The organism is Phocaeicola vulgatus ATCC 8482 (assembly GCF_000012825.1).
Classification (GTDB): domain Bacteria; phylum Bacteroidota; class Bacteroidia; order Bacteroidales; family Bacteroidaceae; genus Phocaeicola; species Phocaeicola vulgatus.
Genome location: NC_009614.1, coordinates 2,045,370 through 2,063,336 on the forward strand (window position 1 = coordinate 2,045,370; position 17,967 = coordinate 2,063,336).

General features: G+C 52.5%; 20 protein-coding genes. 16 read left to right on the top strand and 4 right to left on the bottom strand.

Going from position 1 to position 17,967, the window contains the following annotated elements; genetic code table 11:
- Positions 1 to 137 precede the first annotated feature (137 nt).
- The 3 genes from mobC to mobA are packed head-to-tail and all read right to left on the bottom strand — an operon-like array spanning position 138 to position 3,865.
- Positions 138 to 2,174 (bottom strand): conjugal transfer protein MobC, encoded by a 2,037-nt coding sequence (gene mobC, locus BVU_RS07895; protein ID WP_005636903.1) that lies wholly within the window; start codon positions 2,172 to 2,174, stop codon positions 138 to 140.
- A 36-nt stretch (positions 2,175 to 2,210) separates the two neighbouring features.
- Positions 2,211 to 3,458, bottom strand: a complete 1,248-nt coding sequence (gene mobB / locus BVU_RS07900; protein ID WP_005636905.1) for a conjugal transfer protein MobB — start codon at positions 3,456 to 3,458, stop codon at positions 2,211 to 2,213.
- Positions 3,443 to 3,865 carry a conjugal transfer protein MobA gene (mobA, locus tag BVU_RS07905; protein ID WP_005840900.1) on the bottom strand — a complete coding sequence of 141 codons (423 nt, stop codon included), beginning with the start codon at positions 3,863 to 3,865 and terminating at the stop codon, positions 3,443 to 3,445. Before mobA ends, mobB begins: the two co-directional genes overlap by 16 nt.
- A gap of 724 nt (positions 3,866 to 4,589) precedes the next feature.
- Here mobA and BVU_RS07920 point away from each other — a divergent pair.
- The 16 genes from BVU_RS07920 to BVU_RS07995 all read left to right on the top strand — a co-directional run bounded on the left by BVU_RS07920 (position 4,590) and on the right by BVU_RS07995 (position 16,730).
- Positions 4,590 to 5,384, top strand: coding sequence for a ParA family protein (locus BVU_RS07920; protein WP_007219057.1), 795 nt, complete (start codon positions 4,590 to 4,592; stop codon positions 5,382 to 5,384).
- A gap of 8 nt (positions 5,385 to 5,392) precedes the next feature.
- Entirely contained in the window at positions 5,393 to 5,842 is a 450-nt protein-coding gene (locus tag BVU_RS07925; RefSeq protein WP_007219058.1) for a DUF3408 domain-containing protein, read from the top strand.
- Positions 5,830 to 6,498 carry a DUF4122 family protein gene (locus tag BVU_RS07930; protein ID WP_005789990.1) on the top strand — a complete coding sequence of 223 codons (669 nt, stop codon included), beginning with the start codon at positions 5,830 to 5,832 and terminating at the stop codon, positions 6,496 to 6,498. The genes BVU_RS07925 and BVU_RS07930 overlap by 13 nt, the downstream gene beginning before the upstream one ends.
- Before the next feature lie 261 nt (positions 6,499 to 6,759).
- Positions 6,760 to 7,062 (top strand): DUF4134 domain-containing protein, encoded by a 303-nt coding sequence (locus tag BVU_RS07935; RefSeq protein WP_011965218.1) that lies wholly within the window; start codon positions 6,760 to 6,762, stop codon positions 7,060 to 7,062.
- A gap of 5 nt (positions 7,063 to 7,067) precedes the next feature.
- On the top strand, positions 7,068 to 7,394 hold the full coding sequence (locus tag BVU_RS07940; RefSeq protein WP_005789987.1) for a DUF4133 domain-containing protein: 327 nt from the start codon (positions 7,068 to 7,070) through the stop codon (positions 7,392 to 7,394).
- Positions 7,391 to 9,925, top strand: coding sequence for a TraG family conjugative transposon ATPase (locus BVU_RS07945; RefSeq protein WP_007219059.1), 2,535 nt, complete (start codon positions 7,391 to 7,393; stop codon positions 9,923 to 9,925). The genes BVU_RS07940 and BVU_RS07945 overlap by 4 nt, the downstream gene beginning before the upstream one ends.
- Entirely contained in the window at positions 9,922 to 10,278 is a 357-nt protein-coding gene (locus BVU_RS07950; RefSeq protein WP_005636939.1) for a DUF3876 domain-containing protein, read from the top strand. Before BVU_RS07945 ends, BVU_RS07950 begins: the two co-directional genes overlap by 4 nt.
- Entirely contained in the window at positions 10,275 to 10,904 is a 630-nt protein-coding gene (locus tag BVU_RS07955) for a DUF4141 domain-containing protein (protein ID WP_005789982.1), read from the top strand. Before BVU_RS07950 ends, BVU_RS07955 begins: the two co-directional genes overlap by 4 nt.
- Before the next feature lie 2 nt (positions 10,905 to 10,906).
- Positions 10,907 to 11,920: a conjugative transposon protein TraJ gene (gene traJ, locus BVU_RS07960; protein WP_005789980.1), complete on the top strand. Its 1,014-nt coding sequence runs from the start codon at positions 10,907 to 10,909 to the stop codon at positions 11,918 to 11,920.
- 125 nt (positions 11,921 to 12,045) lie between these two features.
- Positions 12,046 to 12,669, top strand: coding sequence for a conjugative transposon protein TraK (traK, locus tag BVU_RS07965; RefSeq protein WP_011965219.1), 624 nt, complete (start codon positions 12,046 to 12,048; stop codon positions 12,667 to 12,669).
- Positions 12,666 to 12,965, top strand: a complete 300-nt coding sequence (locus BVU_RS07970) for a TraL conjugative transposon family protein (protein ID WP_011965220.1) — start codon at positions 12,666 to 12,668, stop codon at positions 12,963 to 12,965. The genes traK and BVU_RS07970 overlap by 4 nt, the downstream gene beginning before the upstream one ends.
- Entirely contained in the window at positions 12,916 to 14,223 is a 1,308-nt protein-coding gene (gene traM, locus BVU_RS07975) for a conjugative transposon protein TraM (RefSeq protein WP_011965221.1), read from the top strand. Before BVU_RS07970 ends, traM begins: the two co-directional genes overlap by 50 nt.
- A gap of 49 nt (positions 14,224 to 14,272) precedes the next feature.
- Positions 14,273 to 15,187, top strand: coding sequence for a conjugative transposon protein TraN (traN, locus tag BVU_RS07980; RefSeq protein WP_011965222.1), 915 nt, complete (start codon positions 14,273 to 14,275; stop codon positions 15,185 to 15,187).
- On the top strand, positions 15,184 to 15,771 hold the full coding sequence (locus BVU_RS07985; RefSeq protein WP_041174424.1) for a conjugal transfer protein TraO: 588 nt from the start codon (positions 15,184 to 15,186) through the stop codon (positions 15,769 to 15,771). Before traN ends, BVU_RS07985 begins: the two co-directional genes overlap by 4 nt.
- 21 nt (positions 15,772 to 15,792) lie before the next feature.
- Positions 15,793 to 16,254, top strand: a complete 462-nt coding sequence (locus BVU_RS07990; RefSeq protein WP_011965224.1) for a DUF3872 domain-containing protein — start codon at positions 15,793 to 15,795, stop codon at positions 16,252 to 16,254.
- Complete coding sequence (locus tag BVU_RS07995; RefSeq protein ID WP_011965225.1) at positions 16,251 to 16,730, top strand: glycoside hydrolase family protein; 480 nt, start codon at positions 16,251 to 16,253, stop codon at positions 16,728 to 16,730. The genes BVU_RS07990 and BVU_RS07995 overlap by 4 nt, the downstream gene beginning before the upstream one ends.
- Positions 16,731 to 16,798: 68 nt before the next feature.
- Here the strand turns inward: BVU_RS07995 and BVU_RS08000 are convergent, their stop codons facing one another.
- A complete protein-coding gene (locus tag BVU_RS08000; protein WP_011965226.1) occupies positions 16,799 to 17,953 on the bottom strand; it encodes a hypothetical protein in 1,155 nt (384 codons plus the stop codon).
- Positions 17,954 to 17,967: the final 14 nt, after the last annotated feature.

Here is a 17,967-nt window from a genome sequence, read left to right on the forward strand (position 1 = left end):
TGCGACTTATGTATAATAATGGCGGTCCCAATTGTCGAGACCGGCCTTATTTCTCTATTTCAAGTTTCAAATATACGGCATCTTTTTCAATAATCCGATCAGTCGGGGTATAATTTCTTCAATTACCCCTCCACTTGTCATGATTTGTCGGGGTCCTTTCCTTTTTCATCTTCCAGACCTAGTCGTTTACGGAGTTCAGGGTCATTTTTGATACGCCGCATCTCCTCATTGATAATAGCCTGCGCATCCGCCTTGATCTGGTCGTAATTGCGTTGTATCTGTTGCATCATGATGTCGTTACCGTTCCTGTCCTTGAAGTCGTTGATGACCGGGATTTTCTGATAAGCCTTTTCTTCTGCGCTGATCTTGGTATGGTCCACGACAATTTCGGCATGAAATATTTTTTGCTCTATCCTCTCATCAAAATTATCCGCCACAGCCCCGACAAACGTGCCTTGTGAGAGGTTGGCGATCTTTGATGCGGGAATGAGCGAGTCTAGCTGTGTGTTGATGGAGGTGGATACGTCCTGACGGTTGATGGATACGGACTGACGTTGCTGAAGCACCTTGCCGAAGCGCTCTGAAAGCGTTTTTGCGGTTTCACCGACCACCTGTCCGCTGAAAATATTCCCCACCGTGTTCTGGATGACCTTGGATTCTTTTTCTCCGTAGTCACGTGTCAATTGACTGAAATCCTGAAAACCCAGAAGCACACCCACCTTGTTGCTTCTCGCCGTCGCGATCAGGTTGTCAAGCCCACGGAAATAGATGGTGGGAAGCTCGTCAATGATAACGGCGCATTTAAGCTGTTTTTTCTTGTTGATAAGCTTGACGATACGGGAATTATATAATCCGAGCGCTGCCGAATAAATGTTCTGCCTGTCCGGATTGTTGCCCACGCAGAGCAGTTTGGGCTCTTTCGGATTGTTGATATCCAATGAAAAATCATTACCGGTCATCACCCAGTAGAGTTGTGGGGAGATCATGCGCGTAAGGGGTATTTTAGCCGAGGCTATCTGGCCTTGGAGCTGGTCCTGGGCATTTCCCTTCCATGCGTCCATGAAGGGAGAAAGATAGTTTTCCAGCTCCGGATAAGAGGTCAGAATGGTGAACAGGTCTGAGTAGGGTTTGTTGAGCAGTTCTACCGCATGGGGAAACGTACAGTAAATACCGTTTTTGTAAATCTTTAAATACCAGATTATTGCCGCAAGCAGAATGATAGGAGACTCCACGAAGAAGTCCCCCTGCTTTTCGATCCAGGTGCGATTGAGGTTGAGCATTATCGTATAGCTTGCCTCGTACGCATCGGAAATGTCCGTCATGAATTCCGGATTAATGGGATTGCACCGGTGAGACCTGCGCGGATCGTCGAAATTGATGACATAGAACCGGGGCTTTACCTCGTACTTGTCCATATTCTTCAACAAAGAATTATAGGCGATGGTGGACAGGTCATCAAACTTGTAATCATAGATGTAAATCGCAAAGCCTTTGGCTATAAGCTGGCGTATGTAACTGTTGACTATCGCATAGGATTTGCCGCTGCCCGGTGTCCCGATAACCATGCAGGCACGGAAAATATTGACAATATTGACAAATCCGTTATTCCAGCGTTTTTTATAATAGAATCTCGTCGGGAGGTTTACCGAATATTCATTCTCCATCAGTCGGGTTTCCTGCATGAAACTCTCATTTTCCATATTGAACACATCTTCCATGAGGTTGTGCCTGTAAAGGCGGCTCATCCATAATCCCGACATCAACAGGGCGAGATAGCCTGCCGTAAGAGTAAAAATATAGAATGCGGTATTTGCCATGTGTGGCAATGGCAGTTTAAGAAGCCACCAGTTCAGAAAAAACAATGCGCATCCTGCCACCAACACCGCATAAATTTTAGGCCAGGTTATTTTTTCACCTTTGACCCCATGCGTACCCAGGCAGGAAACGGCCAACAGAAGCACTGCCAACAGTTTGCTCCAGAGAATACAGTTGAAAATTCCGGTCGTGTTGTTGAAGTTTACCAGAATCCGGTCTATCACCTCAAGGTTCAGGTGCCATGCGGTGATACTCGGATAGCAGTACACATAGACGTGTACCACCAAAAGAAAAATACTCACGGCCCTGCCGAATTCCATTATCTTAGCGAGAGCCCTCAAATCATCTTCCTGCTGCATAAGAATTGTATATAAATGGGTTGATACTTGTTTTGTCTAAATGCCACGCTTGCGTCCGGTCTTCTTTTTTTTCTTCATGCGGCGTGCAAAGGCTTCCTCCTCGTAATCCCGCGGATTGGTTTCCAAGGAAAAAATGCCTGCCGCCAGTTCGAGCGTGCTAGAGGATTCGTGACGGTGATGCTGCCAAAGTTCTGTAGCGGAATGTCCGCCCCGTTCCTTTTCGGGTATGTTTTCCAACCATTTGAAATAGTCGTTGAACACATTGGCAGAAAACACCTTGCCCATGCGTGAGCCGTTGAACACCTCCCGATGGTTGTGATCAATAAAGGTGACACCATAGATACGTCCCCGCTCATTCTTGCGGAAAACCACATCAATACGCCTTTGCCCGAGCAGTTCCACAAACCGTTTCTGTGAATCCGCCTGCCGCAAGGCACGAACGATGTCCGCCTGTATGGAGGGGGCCCATTTCCCATCTTTGAGAGCTTTCAGATTTATCAGCATCCGCTTTTCCAACTGTTCATTTCCGAAGCGTTTCCCAAATCGGGAACTTTTGAACGGTGGGCTGACAACCTTGCCGGTATCATCCGTGACCGAATATACAATACTGGTATATGGGGTACCGTTGTATTCTCCCCTGACCTGTTTCGCCTCGATGTTGAGCGTGGAAAGCAGCGCATTGTATTCCCCGAAGGTTTGGAAACGGTAGCTTTCCAATACGGCTTTAAGGGTATTACCTACCTGATGGCGGACATCTCCCAAGGAAGCGTCCACCTTTCTTAGTTCCGCTTTTGGATTCCGCTTTTCCGCATCCGCTCCGTTTCGCAGACCGAAATCCACTTCCAGCTCCCGACAGGCGGTCATGGAACGCCGATGCTCGTAGGCATCGCTGATCTTTTTCCCCTGTTCATCCACACAGACACTGACAATATGGATATGGGTATTGTGTGTATCGGCATGTTTGTAGGTGATGTAAGGCTGATTCCCATACCCCATCTTCTGCATATAACGTTCCGCCAGTTCTGCCAGCCGCCCGTCGGTCAGCCGGTCTTCCGGTGCTGGGGAAAGGGAAATGTGCAGGACGGGCTTCTCCGTATTGCGGTTTGCCAGCAGGTAATTCTCAAAAGAGAGCAATGCCAAGCGCATGTCCTCGCTTGGCAATCCGAGCCGGTCGGAAATCATACGGTTACCGGAAAGAATCTCAGCCGTTCCGGCTGCTACCTTCTCGTAGTTATAAGCAAGCGCTCCGTAAAGACTCATGCCATGGCTTATTTTTGCAACCATTTCCGCTCGTATTCCTGGGTTAGCGCCATGACCTTTTTGCAGATGAGCATCAGCTCAAGACTCAATCTTTCCAACTTATAGAGCAATGCCATCGCCCGTTTCTCCCCGAAATTGTTCTTCAAGGCACGGACGACCTGGTTGTAGTTGTTGCCGACAGCCTGGAACTGTTTGTGGAATTCTGTCAGCCTGATGTAATAGTCCATCGTCGCCTTGTCTATTTTCACGACCTTTATCTGTCCCGAGAAGATGGATTTCTTGATGAACAGCGTGAGGTTGCCGGCTCCTGAATCCGCCAGCAACTTTTCAAATCTTGTGTTCTCCTCGGCGTTCAGGCGGAAACTGTACTTGTGGTCCGCCGGATCATTTTTAGGCTTTCTGCCCGTCCTTGTCCCTGTTGTTTTCTCCATACACATGAGATTTTTGGTTTGTACTTTTTTCTCTTCCAGAATCCGCGACTTTGGAGCGGATTCCCCCGCCCCTCTGGGCGGGCAAGTTGGTTCTTGTCGGACAAAAGACTTTTTGTCGGACAAGGACACAACTTGCTCTGTTCGCTTGAACAGAGAATCCTCCTTCGTCGGATTGCTGCGCGACGTTCACGGAACGCTGTGGTCCGACGAAGTCAGTTCTTTTCCATCGTCTGATTCCGATTTTGCAAAATTAGACAGTGATAACCGATTGGTAAACAGCGTTTGATATGACATTTGATGACATCTGACGACATTTGATGTCAGGTAGGGGAAATGTTGGTGGAAGTTTCAAAAATAGCCGCTACTTTTGGCACAGTGCATGAGGGCATACATTGAAACATTGTCCTGTAAGGGGTATTGCTTGCCTGCCACAGGTGGTGCATGGTGTGAATGCGGCATCATCCATATATGTGCAATGCCATATATGCTGCACGACAATCCTGCATGACGGAATACATTGCATCCGTGCAATGCAGTATGGGATACATTGAACCCCATATTGCATGAATGCAATGCACCTTATATGGCAATGCCCATCGGCAACCGGTATTACACTGGTGCAATATGGTATGCAATGTATTCATGCAAACCGGCAAACAATGCGTCATTGCCATATACCAACGGATGCATTGCCGTGTGATGAAACAAAAAAATCCGGACAGATATGAAACAAATTATACACTCTAAATTCAAGCCTATGAAGAGAGATCCTTTATTTGTCGCTTTGAGCAACCAGAAAGGCGGTGTGGGAAAATCCACGTTCACCGTATTGCTCGCCAGTTATTTCCATTACCTGAACGGATATAACGTACTTGTGGTGGATTGTGATTATCCACAGCACAGCATCAGTGCCATGCGGGACTGGGAAGTGGGGAACATTGAAAAGAACGTGCATCTGCAAAACCTGCTGGTGGAACAGTTCGGAACAAGCGGCAGGAAAGCCTACAGCATCCTGAACTCCACCCCGGAGGAAGCCAGGGAGACGGCCGGCCGCTTTCTCGAAAAGTCGGAGCTGGACTATGACCTTGTCCTTTTTGACCTCCCCGGAACCGTGAATGTGCCCGGTGTCTTCCAATCCGTGATCAATATGGACTATGTATTCACTCCGATTACACAGGAAAGGATGGTAATGCGGAGCAGCATGTCTTTTGTCCTTGCCATCAGGGAATACATGCACCGGCATGCGGACGTACCCTTGCGTGGCATCCATATGTTCTGGAATCGGATGGACAAACGGGTGTCCAAAGGCCTGTATAACGGCTATACTGAAATTTTCCGCTCTCTGAAACTACCGGTGCTGGAGACCGTCATTCCCAGTGCGGAACGCTACAACAAAGATTCCGGGATGAAGGGGCCTCTGTTCCGCAGCACCTTGTTCCCTCCATCTTCCTCCGCACTGAAAGGCAGCAACCTGGACTTGCTAGTATCGGAGATGGAAACCATACTGAAACTTAAATAGATAATATTATGACTACCAAGAGAAGAATGGATTACCGGGTGGACGAGGATGCCTTGAAGCGCATGATGGCAGGGGATGTCACGGCATTGGAGGAAACAGTTCCACCGGCTGAGGCTCTGGGAAAAGAGGCCGTCCCTTTCCGGGAGACGCAAGATAAAAAGGCTTCTGCCAGTCCTTCTAAAAAGCAAACGAGGAAATTTCCGGATGAAGTAACCGGTACCAATGAATACCGGCTACGTTTTCTGGAAGCAAAGCTGGCGGGTACAAGAAGGCAGACCTATGTTAACGATACATTATACAGGACTGTTGCCAAAGTATTGCCGGTCATTGCTCCGGATATGTCCGTCCCGATGTTTTTAAACAGTGTCCTGTCAGACCATCTGGAAAGGTATCAGGACATCATCAACGAGATATATAACCAGGAAGCTACACAAAAACCGATAGAATGGAAGAAATAGTTTATTTATCGATACGGCTCGGCTGTACCGCTTATCTATTATATAAGGTATGGGAGCAGAAGAAGAGAATAGGTAAGATATGTGACCTGCTTTATACTCCCCGTAAGAAACCGGAAATGGAGAAGGACCACCACCGGAATCCGGAAAATGCGGCAGATGTGATGGGTGCCACTCGTTTTGTCTATCTGGATGAGAATGCCGGAAAGACCGTTGCCCCTTACATGAGCCAGCAATTGGAAATGGGAAGCGACCTTATCGGCAAGGATGAGGATATTCCGGAAGATGAAGTGGAATGCAAACTGCCTTTGGAGGAGATGAGAATGCTGAAAGACGAACAGGAAAAACTGGACAGCCGTTCTCCCGAGACGGAAGCCATTGTTCCGGCAGTTACTCCTGCCGACTTGCTCAATGTAGGTGACGTGCTGTTCAATTTGGATGGTGCCGGTTCAGATGAAAACAAATCATACCGGGCCGCCATGACACTGCGTGCCATCCGGGAAACGGACATGTTCGAGTTGTTCTCCTCCCAGATGGAGAACAAGAAACTGATAGAGGAGCTGATGGAAAGGTATGTGGATGAGGAAGGGAATGCTCTGCCTTTAAAAAAAGAGAGGAACGTTTCCAAACCTGTCGCAGACTGGAGGAAGCTGGTCTGAAAAGGCAATGTCTGTCATGCCCGGAAAATCCTGTACGCGTTGAAGTGTACGGGATTTTTTTATCATGTGCAACAGGGGTATCCTGAATTTGACCGGCTTTGCCGCCCATATCCTTCTCCATTCACTTTACATAAAGCCGTACGATGGATGACATTTGATGACATCTGGTGACATATGATGACACCTCTGAATCACAGCGTATTATTCCCTTTTATCTTCGCCGTCGAATTCAAATTTATGTCTTACCCAAACGATTCGACAATGAAGAAAAGAATCCTTTTTTCAGTGATGTGCGCGGCGATTGCCGCCGGTGCTTTCGCGCAGGGCCAAGGCCAGGGCCTTGCCGGTATCAACGAGGCGACCAGCCTCATGACCTCGTATTTCGATCCCGCCACCAAACTGTGCTATGCCATCGGTGCGGTGCTCGGCCTGGTGGGCGGCATCAAGACCTACGGCAAGTTCTCCAGCGGTGATCCCGACACCTCGAAAACCGCCGCCAGCTGGTTCTTTGCCTGCATCTTTCTGATTGTAGCCGCCACCATCCTGCGTTCCTTCTTCCTCTAAGCGGTATGGAGTATCCTGTAAATAAGGGGGCGGGCAATCCCGTCGAGTTCAAGGGGCTCAAGTCACAATACCTGTTCGTCTTTGCGGGCGGTATGGTGACGGTGCTTCTGGCGGTGGTCATCCTCTACCTGGCAGGCGTGGACCAATGGATATGCATCCCTTTCGGGACCGTATCCGGCGGTCTGCTGGCATGGGCGGTGTTCCGGTTGAACGCCCGCTACGGCGAACACGGTCTTATGAAGCTGCTGGCGGAGAAACGCCATCCGCGCTACCTGATCCACCGCAAGAGAGTTTTCAGATTATTTGCAAAAAGAAAAAAACGACAATCATGAGAAATGTATTGAAAGCGGAAACGCTGGAACGCAAGTTCCCCCTGCTCTCGGTGGAGAACGGCTGCATCGTGAGCAAGGACGCCGACCTGACCGTGGCCTTCGAGGTGGAGCTTCCCGAGCTGTACACGGTGACGGCAGAAGAGTATGAGGCCATGCACTCCACCTGGATAAAAGCCGCCAGGGTTCTGCCCGAACACAGCATCGTCTGCAAGCAGGACTGGTTCACCAAGGAGAGCTACCGTCCCCAAAACGGCGGGGAGGAACAGAGCTTCCTCTCGCGCAGCTATGAGCGGCACTTCAACGAAAGGCCGTACCTGAACCACCGCTGTTTCCTGTATCTGACAAAGACCACCCGTGAGCGCAACCGCCGGCAAAGCGACTTCAGCACCCTCTGCCGGGGATTCCTGCTGCCCAGGGAGATTACCGACAAGGACATGGCGGCCCGTTTCCTGGAAGCGGTGGAGCAGTTCGAGCATATCGTGAACGACTCCGGCCATATCCGGCTGCGCCGCCTGGAAACGGAGGAGATTACCGGCACGAGGGAACGTCCCGGGCTGGTGGAGAAATACCTCTCCCTCTCGATGGAGGACGAAACCGCCGTACTGCAGGACATCTGCCTCAAGCCCGGACGGATGCGTATCGGGGACAAGCGGCTCTGCCTGCACACACTTTCGGATACGGAAGACCTGCCGGGCAAGCTCTCCACCGACATGCGCTACGAGCGTATGTCCACCGACAGGAGTGACTGCCGTCTATCCTTCGCCGCACCCGTGGGGCTGCTACTCTCCTGCAACCACATCTACTCGCAGTACGTGTTCATCGACAATGCGCAGAAAATCCTGCAGATGATGGAGAAGAACTCGCGCAACATGCTCTCTCTGTCACAGTACAGCCGGAGCAATGCCGTGAACCAGGAATGGACGGAGATGTATTTGGACGAGGCGCATACCAAGGGAGTGCTTCCCGTCAGATGCCACTGCAATGTAATCGCCTGGGCGGAGGATGCGGAGGAGTTCCGCCGTATTAGGAACGACACGGGCAGCCAGCTTGCCATGATGGAATGCACTCCCCGGTACAACACCGTCGACACCCCGGTGCTTTACTGGGCGGGTATTCCGGGCAATGCGGGCGACTTTCCTGCCGAAGAGTCATTCTACACGTTCCTGGAGCAGGCGGTCTGCCTCTTTGCCGGGGAGACCAATTACAGAAGTTCGCCCAGTCCGTTCGGCATCCGCATGGCGGACCGGCAGAACGGCATTCCGGTGCACGTGGACATTTCCGACCTTCCGATGAAGCGCGGCATCATCACCAACCGCAATAAATTTATCCTGGGACCAAGCGGCAGCGGCAAGTCCTTTTTCACCAACCATCTGGTGCGTAACTATTACGAGCAGGGAGCGCATATCCTGCTGGTGGACACGGGCAACAGCTATCAGGGATTGTGCCGGATGATCCATGAGCGCACACGTGGCGGGGATGGCATCTACATCACGTATGAGGAGGACAATCCGATATCCTTCAACCCGTTCTACACCGATTCCGGACAGTTCGATGTGGAAAAGCGCGAGAGCATCAAGACTCTGATACTGACCTTGTGGAAACGGGAGGACGAGGCGCCGAAACGTTCGGAAGAGGTGGCGCTCTCGGGAGCGGTGAACGCCTATATCCGTAAAATTACCGAGAATCGGGAGGCAAGGCCGGACTTCAACGGCTTCTACGAGTTCGTTGACGGCGACTACCGCCGGATGATAGCGGAAAAGAAGGTACGCGAGAAGGATTTCGACATCGACGGCTTCCTGAACGTGCTGGAGCCTTTCTACAAGGGTGGCGACTACGACTTCCTGCTGAACTCCGACAGGGAACTGGACCTGACAAACAGGCGGTTCATCGTGTTCGAGCTGGACAACATCAGCGGCAACAAGGTGCTGCTGCCTGTGGTGACGCTGATCATCATGGAGACCTTCATCGCCAAGATGCGCCGTCTGAAAGGAATCCGCAAGGTAATATTGATAGAGGAATGTTGGAAAGCCCTTATGTCCGCCAACATGAGCGGCTATATCCAATATTTGTTCAAGACCGTCCGGAAATATTTCGGTGAGGCCGTGGTGGTGACCCAGGAGGTGGACGACATCATCAGCTCCCCGATTGTGAAGGAGGCCATCATCAACAACTCCGACTGCAAGATCCTTCTGGACCAGCGGAAATACATGAACAAGTTTGAGCATATCCAGCGGCTGCTCGGCCTGACGGAGAAAGAGAAAAGCCAGATACTCTCCATCAACCAGGCGAACCATCCCGGACGTTTTTACCGTGAAGTCTGGATAGGGCTTGGCGGCACCCGTTCGGCGGTCTATGCTACGGAAGTGAGCGCGGAAGAGTATTTCACGTTCACGACGGAAGAGTCCGAGAAACTGGAAGTGCAACGGCTTGCCGAGGAGCTGGACGGCAACCTGGAACTTGCCATCCGCCGGATGGCAGAGAGAAAACGAGAGGAACAAAGACAAGTATCAATCCCAAAAAGAGAACAATGAGAAACAAATCCCTTATGAGACTGGCGGTGTGCCTGATCGGTATGGCCGCCATGGTATTGCAAGGCTGCTCGGAGAGCGGCACCGACCGTGACAAGCTCTGCGGCTCGTGGAGCAGCGTGGAAGGCAAGCCGGACGTGCTGGTATATAAGGAAGGGGAAGCCTACAAGGTGACGGTGTTCGCCCGCAGCGGAAAGATGCGCCGTCTTAGGCCTCAGACCTACCTGCTGGTTGAGGAGAACGGGAATCTGTTCATCAACACGGGGCACCGCATCGACATCTCCTACAACGAGGCCGCCGACGTGCTGACCTTTTCCCCGAACGGTGACTATGTGCGGAAGGAGGAACGCCCATGAAAGCGAAGTCACTCCTGATCGGAACGGTACTCGCCCTGTGCGGCACCGGCGCCAATGCCCAGTGGGTGGTGACCGATCCCGGTAATCTTGCCCAAAGCATCATCAACATGTCGGACAACATCGCCCATACCTCGAAAACGGCGGTCAATACGGCCGACAGCTTTGCGGAGACGGTGAAGATTTACGAGCAGGCCAAGAAGTATTACGACCAGTTAAAGGCGGTAAACGACCTGATACAGGACGCCCGCAAGGTGCGTGACATCATCCTGATGGTGGGCGACGTGTCCGACATCTATGTAACGAACTTCGGCAAGATGATGAACGACGGGAACTTCTCGCCCCGCGAGCTGGACGCCATCGCCTTCGGCTACACCCGCCTGCTGGAGGAGAGCAACGGCGTGCTGCAGGATCTCAGGCAGGTCATCAACGTGAGCACGCTCTCCATGACCGACAAGGACCGCATGGACGTGGTGGACCACTGCTACTATGAGATGCGCCGCTACCGCAACCTGGTGAGCTACTACACGAGCAAGAACATCGCCGTGAGCTATCTCCGTGCCAGAAAGAAGAACGACCTGGACCGGGTGATGCGGCTTTACGGGAATGAAACCTCCAAATACTGGTAGCCATGATGCCGTTGTCGATAGATTTTGCCAACCTGCATACCATACTGGCGACCCTGTATGACGATATGCTGCCCCTTTGCAAGGACATGATGGACGTAGGAAAGGGACTTGCCGGGCTGGGTGCCCTGTTCTATGTCGCCGTCCGCGTGTGGCAGTCGATGGCCCGTGCCGAACCGATAGATGTCTATCCCCTGCTGCGTCCCTTCGCCATTGGCATCTGCATCCTGCTTTTCCCCACGCTGGTACTCGGCACGCTGAACACCGTGCTCAGCCCGATAGTACAGGGTACGCACAAGATGCTTGAGGGGCAGACGCTGGATATGGAACAGTACAGGGCGCAGAAAGAGGAACTGGAAAGGGAGGCCATGCTGCGCAATCCCGAAACCGCCTACCTGGTGAGCGACGAGGAATTCGACCGTCAGCTGGACGAGCTGGGCTGGTCAACCATAGATACCGCCTCTCGCCTGGGCATGTACGTGGAGGTGGGGATGTACAATCTGGAGAAGAAAATCCGTGACGCCTTCCGCAGCCTGCTGGAACTGATATTTGCGGCGGCATCGCTGCTGATAGATACCGTGAGGACCTTTTTCCTTGTCGTGCTCTCCATTCTGGGACCGGTAGCGTTCGCCTTCAGCGTATGGGACGGATTCCAGTCCACGCTCGGGCAGTGGTTCACGAGGTACATATCCGTCTACCTTTGGCTTCCGGTCAGCGACCTGTTCAGCACCCTGCTCGCCAAGCTCCAGGTGCTGATGCTCCAAAATGACATTCTGGAATTACAGAACAACCCCGACTACTCGATAGACAACTCAAATAGCGTCTATATCATATTTATGCTGATAGGGATTATCGGGTACTTCACCGTCCCGACGGTGGCGGGCTGGATCGTACAGGCGGGCGGAGCCGGAAACTTCAGCCGTAACCTGAACCGCACGGCCACGAAAGCGGGCGGTTTCGCTGCCGGGGCGGGCGGTGCCGTACTGGGGAATATCGGGGGAAGACTGCGGGGCAAATAGGCTCTATGGCAACCCGTTTCCGTGAGTCGGGCAACTTGGATTACCGGGTTGGGCGACTTGTCGGAAGGAGCCGCCCGGTCATACCGGAAACATTTATTTATTCATTCAAACCAATCATTCGCTAAATGGAATTCAAGTCATTGACCAACATTGAGAGCAGCTTCAGGCGCATCCGGTTGATGCTGGCTGTCTTTACCGGCTGTTGTGCGCTCGTCACCAGCTATGCGTTGTGGAGCTCGTACCGTTTCGCCGAGAAGCAACGGGAAAAGATCTATGTGCTGGATAAGGGCAAGTCGCTGATGCTCGCCCTCTCGCAGGATCTTTCACAGAACCGCCCCGCCGAGGCGCGGGAACACGTCCGGCGTTTTCACGAGCTGTTCTTCTCGCTCTCCCCGCAGAAGGACGCGATCGAGCACAATATAGGCCGTGCTTTGCAGCTGGCGGACAAGAGCGCCTATCACTACTATGTGGACTTTGCCGAAAAGGGATATTACAACCGGCTGATTTCGGGCAACATCAACCAGGTGGTACACGTGGACAGCGTGGTGTGCGACTTTGCCGTCTATCCCTACAAGGCGCATACATACGCCCGACAGCTGATCATCCGTGAGAGCAACGTGACCGAGCGAAGCCTTGTCACCTCCTGTTCGCTCCAGAATACGGGGCGTTCGGACGACAATCCCAACGGGTTCATCATCGAGCAGTTCACCATACTGGAGAACAGGGATATAAGGAGTGTGGAACGATGAGAGGGAAACCTGCCGTCTTAAAACGTGCGGACAGCCGTATCCGGCTGTTCTGCCGCCGGCTGACCGGAAAGCAGCGCATTGTCTTGACAAGTGTCGTCTCGCTTCTGTTTACGGCAGCCTGTCTGTACTCGGTTGTCTCTTCCGTGTCCCGTTTGGGGGAACGGAAGGGCGACATGAAAACCGGGCATATCCGGCCCGTCATGTTACGGCCGGAAACAACAACCATTCATTCAAACATCCAGAAACATGAAAATGGACTTTCAGAAAATCAGGGAACGGCTGGGGCTGTCAAGTGACAAGCCGCTGACTCCCGAAGAGAAGCGCCGACGCGCGAGATATATTGTCTATCCGCTCTTCTGCCTGCTGTGTGCCGGATTCCTTTTGTTGGTATTCAGCCCGTCGGAAAAGGAGAAGTCGGAAAAGGAAAAGGGCAAGGGATTTAATGTGGAGATGCCCTCGCCGAAAGATTCGGAAATGGAGGGCAACAAGGTAAGCGCCTACGAGCAGGAAGCACTGGCAAAAAAGGAAAAATGGCGCAGGGGAACCTTCCAGGAAATGTCCGAACTGCTCAACAAGGACAGTCAGGATACTGCCGGCCTTACCGCAGGAAAAGCCAACACGGAACTTCCGCCGGAACCGGAAACGGAGAAATCCCCCGGCTTTGTCCATTCCTCTGCGGAAGCCTACCGGAATATGAACCGTTCGCTAGGTGCTGTATATACCCGGAATGAAAACCAACAAAATGCCGATCTGCTCCGCCGTATAGAGGAACTGGAAAAAGAAAAGAGACCGGCGGAAGGACAGCCGGAAGGACAGACCCTGGAAGAAAAGATGGCACTGCTGGAAAAGTCTTACGAGCTGGCCGCCCGGTACAACGGGAAGCAGCCGGATGCCCCGGCTGCCGTGAATGGCCGGAGCGACCGGAAAGACAGGACAGCCGTCCGCCCGGTGAAACAGGTACGGAATCAGGTGGTGTCATCGCTTGCACAACCTATGGGCAATGAGGATTTCATCGCCGAATTTGCGGGAGAGAGGAATACCGGTTTCCATACCCCTATAGGCAGGACACTCCCTTCCGGCAGGAATACCATCGCCGCCTGTGTACACGGTACGCAGACCGTATCGGACGGGCAGGTGTTGCGCATCCGGTTGCTGGAGCCGATGGCGGTGGACGACCGGCTCATTCCCCAAGGGACGGTATTGACCGGCGGTACACGCATCCAGGGGGAGCGGATGGACATCCTTGTAGAGACGGTGGAATACAAGGGCACGCTGTTTCCGGTGGAACTGGAGGTATATGATGCCGACGGACAGCGGGGAATCCTCGTGCCGAACTCGATGGAGTATGATGCGGCGCGTGAGATAGCCGCGGGTATGGGCACCTCAATGGGGAGCAGCATCAACATCTCGACGGATGCCGGGGCGCAGATTGCCTCGGACGTGGGCAAGGGGGTAATACAGGGCGTGTCGCAATATGTGGAAAAGAAAATGCGTGCGGTGAAAATCACCCTGAAAGCCGGACACCGGCTGTTGCTGCACTCTCCCGAAAAATGAAAAGAGAAAAGAAACCAACCATTTATTCACCAACCAATCAAGAACGCACATGAAGAAGATTCTGATGATGTTTGCCCTGATTATGGGCGCAGTGACTGCATACGCGCAGCAAAGCAGCGGGGATTATTACGAGGGATTGAGCCGCAAGATCGGCTTCAGCCAAATGATTCCCCCGCATGGTCTGGAAATCACGTATGACAAGACCGTACATATAATTTTCCCCTCTCCCGTAAGATACGTGGATTTGGGTTCCCCCAACCTGATAGCGGGCAAGGCGGACGGTGCGGAAAACGTCATCCGTGTGAAGGCGACCCGGAAACATTTCCGCAGTGAAACCAATATGAGCGTGATAACCGAGGACGGGAACTTTTACACATTCAACGTCAAGTATGCCGACGAGCCGTTGCTGCTGAACGTAGAGATGTGTGACTTCATCCATGACGGGGAGTCGGTTAACCATCCGAACAATGCGATGGAAATCTACTTGCAGGAACTCGCCGGGGAGTCTCCCCGTCTAGTACGGCTGATCATGAAATCCGTGTATATGCAGGACAAACGCAAGGTCAAGCACGTCGGCAGCAAGCGGTTCGGGGTTCAATACCTGCTCAAGGGGCTTTACGCACACGGCGAGCTGCTCTATTTCCATACCGAGGTGAAGAACGCCACGCACGTGCCTTTCGATGTGGACTTCGTAACTTTCAAGATTGTAGACAAGAAAATCGTGAAGCGTACCGCCATGCAGGAGCAGGTCATCTATCCGCTGCGTGCCTTCAACTATGTGACCCGTGTGGACGGGAAGAAGAACGAGCGGACGGTGTTCGCCCTGCCCAAGTTCACCATCCCCGACGGCAAGAAGCTGGTCGTGGAGATGTACGAGAAACAGGGTGGCCGCCATCAGTCGTTTGAGGTAGAGAACGAAGACCTTGTACGCGCCGGGACTGTCAATGAACTGAAAGTAAGATGAGTGCCATGAAAAGATACTTCATCTTTATTATCCTCCTGCTTGCCCTCTTTACGGGGCAGGCGGAAGCCCAGCGCCAGCTGCCGGGGATGAAAGCCATCCGCTTTACCGCTGAAATGGCCGACGGCTTTTACAGCCGGGCAGACCGCCATGATGCGGGCTACGCCTTTTCGCTGGCTGTTGCCACTTACACAAAGAAAGGGAACCAGTGGGTGTTTGGCTGTGAGATGCTACAACGTAATAACCCTTACCGGAACACGTATGTCCCACTGTCGCAGTATACAGGGGAAGGCGGTTATTATCATACAATCCTTTCCACATCCGGCAAGTCTTTCTTTCTGAACCTCGGCGCTTCCGCCTTGTTGGGCTACGAGGCCGTGAACAACGGAAACCGCCTGTTGGATGACGGAGCTGCCTTGCGCAAGTGTGAGTCCTTCATCTATGGAGGCGCGGTGACACTGGAAGCGGAGGGATACCTGTCGGACAGGATAACCCTGCTGATACGCCTGCGTGAGCGTTTCATGTGGGGCGGCGCATCCGGCCGCTGCCATTTCCAGTATGGAGCCGGAATCAAATACATTTTCTAACCTTAAAAAGAACAGAAGCCCATGAAAAGAAGAATCCTTGATATGATGATGGCTGCCTGCTGCATGGCGGTTTCCTTCCTTGGTCTTGCCGCTTGTGACAATGAACTGGACATTCAGCAGGAATACCCGTTCACGGTGGAGTCCATGCCGGTGGCGGATGAGATAGCCGGTGATGAGACGGTGGAAATCCGTCTGGAAATCAAGCCGTCTGGAAATTTTATCGGAACGGTCTATACACTGAGGTATTTTCAGCCCGACGGAAAGGGCAGTCTGAAGATGGAGGACGGCACGGTGCTGAAGCCCAATGACCGTTACCTGTTGAACGAATGGAAATTCCGGCTCTACTATACCTCGCAGAGCGACAAGGAGGCGCAGACCATTGACCTCTATTTTGAGGACAACTGGGGAAACTTGCAACAGTTGACGTATGATTTCAATGGAAAGGAAGCGGAGGAAGACAATAATAATACGGAGGCCGCATGAAAAGAATACCGGTTATTATGATTTTTCTGTCACTTGTTCTGTATGGCAAGGCGGAAAATCCCCCGTCTGACAAGGATAAGGCGGTAGCCTGTATCAAGCGGTGGGAAGGCTGGCACCGGGGGAAAATGCCTTACATCGGTTTTGGACACCGCCTGCTCCCCCATGAGAAGCTGACCGAGAACCTGAGCGAGGCGCAGGCGGACTCACTTTTGAGATGCGACCTTGAACGGTGCCTGAAGGTATTCCGTAAATATGGAAAAGACTCGCTGCTTTTAAGTCTGTTAGGCTTTAATGTGGGCTGTTACCGTCTGATTGGGAACGGGAAGATACCCAAAAGCAGACTGATTCAAAAACTGGAAAGTGGCGACCGGGATATTTATAAGGAATATATATCATTCCGCTGTTATCGGGGGAAAGTCATTCCAAGCATAGAGAGGAGAAGAAAAGAGGAGTTTGAGCTGTTCTATATACCTTAGATTGAAATTATGCAAAGCCGTGAACGGATGCCGGTCATCACCGTTCACGGCTTTTGTCTTAGCCACTCTTAATTTACCTTTACCCGGTTCATCAGCTGCCCCGATATTTCGTGCAGCTCCCGGCAGCGTTCCGGCTGCTGTTCCCTCGCAAAGGCGGTGATTCCCTGTGTCAGTTTCCAGAGCGTGGCCCCGCCTGTCACTCCGTCGTCAGGATTGTTGTTCATCAGCAACTTCTCGACCTCGCGTCCTTCGTTTTTCAACAAGGCTCCTTTCTGCACCAGATTCTTCAGTTCCTTGTCGAAATCCACGTCTATTTCCGATGCTCCTTGAATTTCGATGGCCTTCTGCATGATGGTGTCTTTGCTGTACAGTCCTTTGGTCAGGTCGGAAACAGCCGATACGGTGGTCTGCGTGTCCAGTTCGTAGGTCTTTTGGGAGAGGGACAGGGATTCCGGCAGTCGGCCTCCAAGGTGTATCTGCCGCATGACGGACTCCCTGACCATCCCGTTCAGGCACGCCCCGTTGAGCAGGAACGACCGCATGTCCACCGAGCCGTTGCCATAGTCGGATGTGGAGAAGCGTGCTCCTGCGAAGATGATGACCGTCCCGTTCTTACGGGTGGGTATCTCTATCGGAGTGGGCAGGATCGTTTCGCACCATACTTTCGTGTCGTTCATATAGGCGTCGGACACGACCGCCCCCTGTCCTCCCGCCTCACGGATGAAAGCGGTCAGGATGTCCACCGAGTTGAGCCGGCGGTAGGAGTCCGACAACACGCCACGGACCTCCATACCTACCGCACGTATCAGTACCCGTGTACGCTCGGTCCATCCCGAATGTTCGTTCAGGATGGTGGCACACAACTGTTTCTGCCAGGCATCTCCGGCGGAAAGCTCGCGCAGGTATTTGGCGGGAATGCCCATCTTCTCCGAAATCTGGCTTATGGCGTTGCCGTGCAGGTTGAAGTTCCCTTCGGGCATTGCCATCTGTACCCTTCCTTCCGCTTTGAAAGAGATAACGGGGCGTTCCTTGCTACGTTGGCTTACCCCGATGGGAGCGATGAAATCCTGCGCGATCCGCCCCTCACTGAGCAGACGGTTGATGGTGTCCATGACACCACCTTGCCTGCCTTCTATCATTCGCCGTACCTTGTTGATGACTACCTGGTTGAGTCCCTGCTGTTTCTGTACCGGTGCAGTGGCCGGCATGACTGTTGCTTCCATATTTTTTGTTTTTA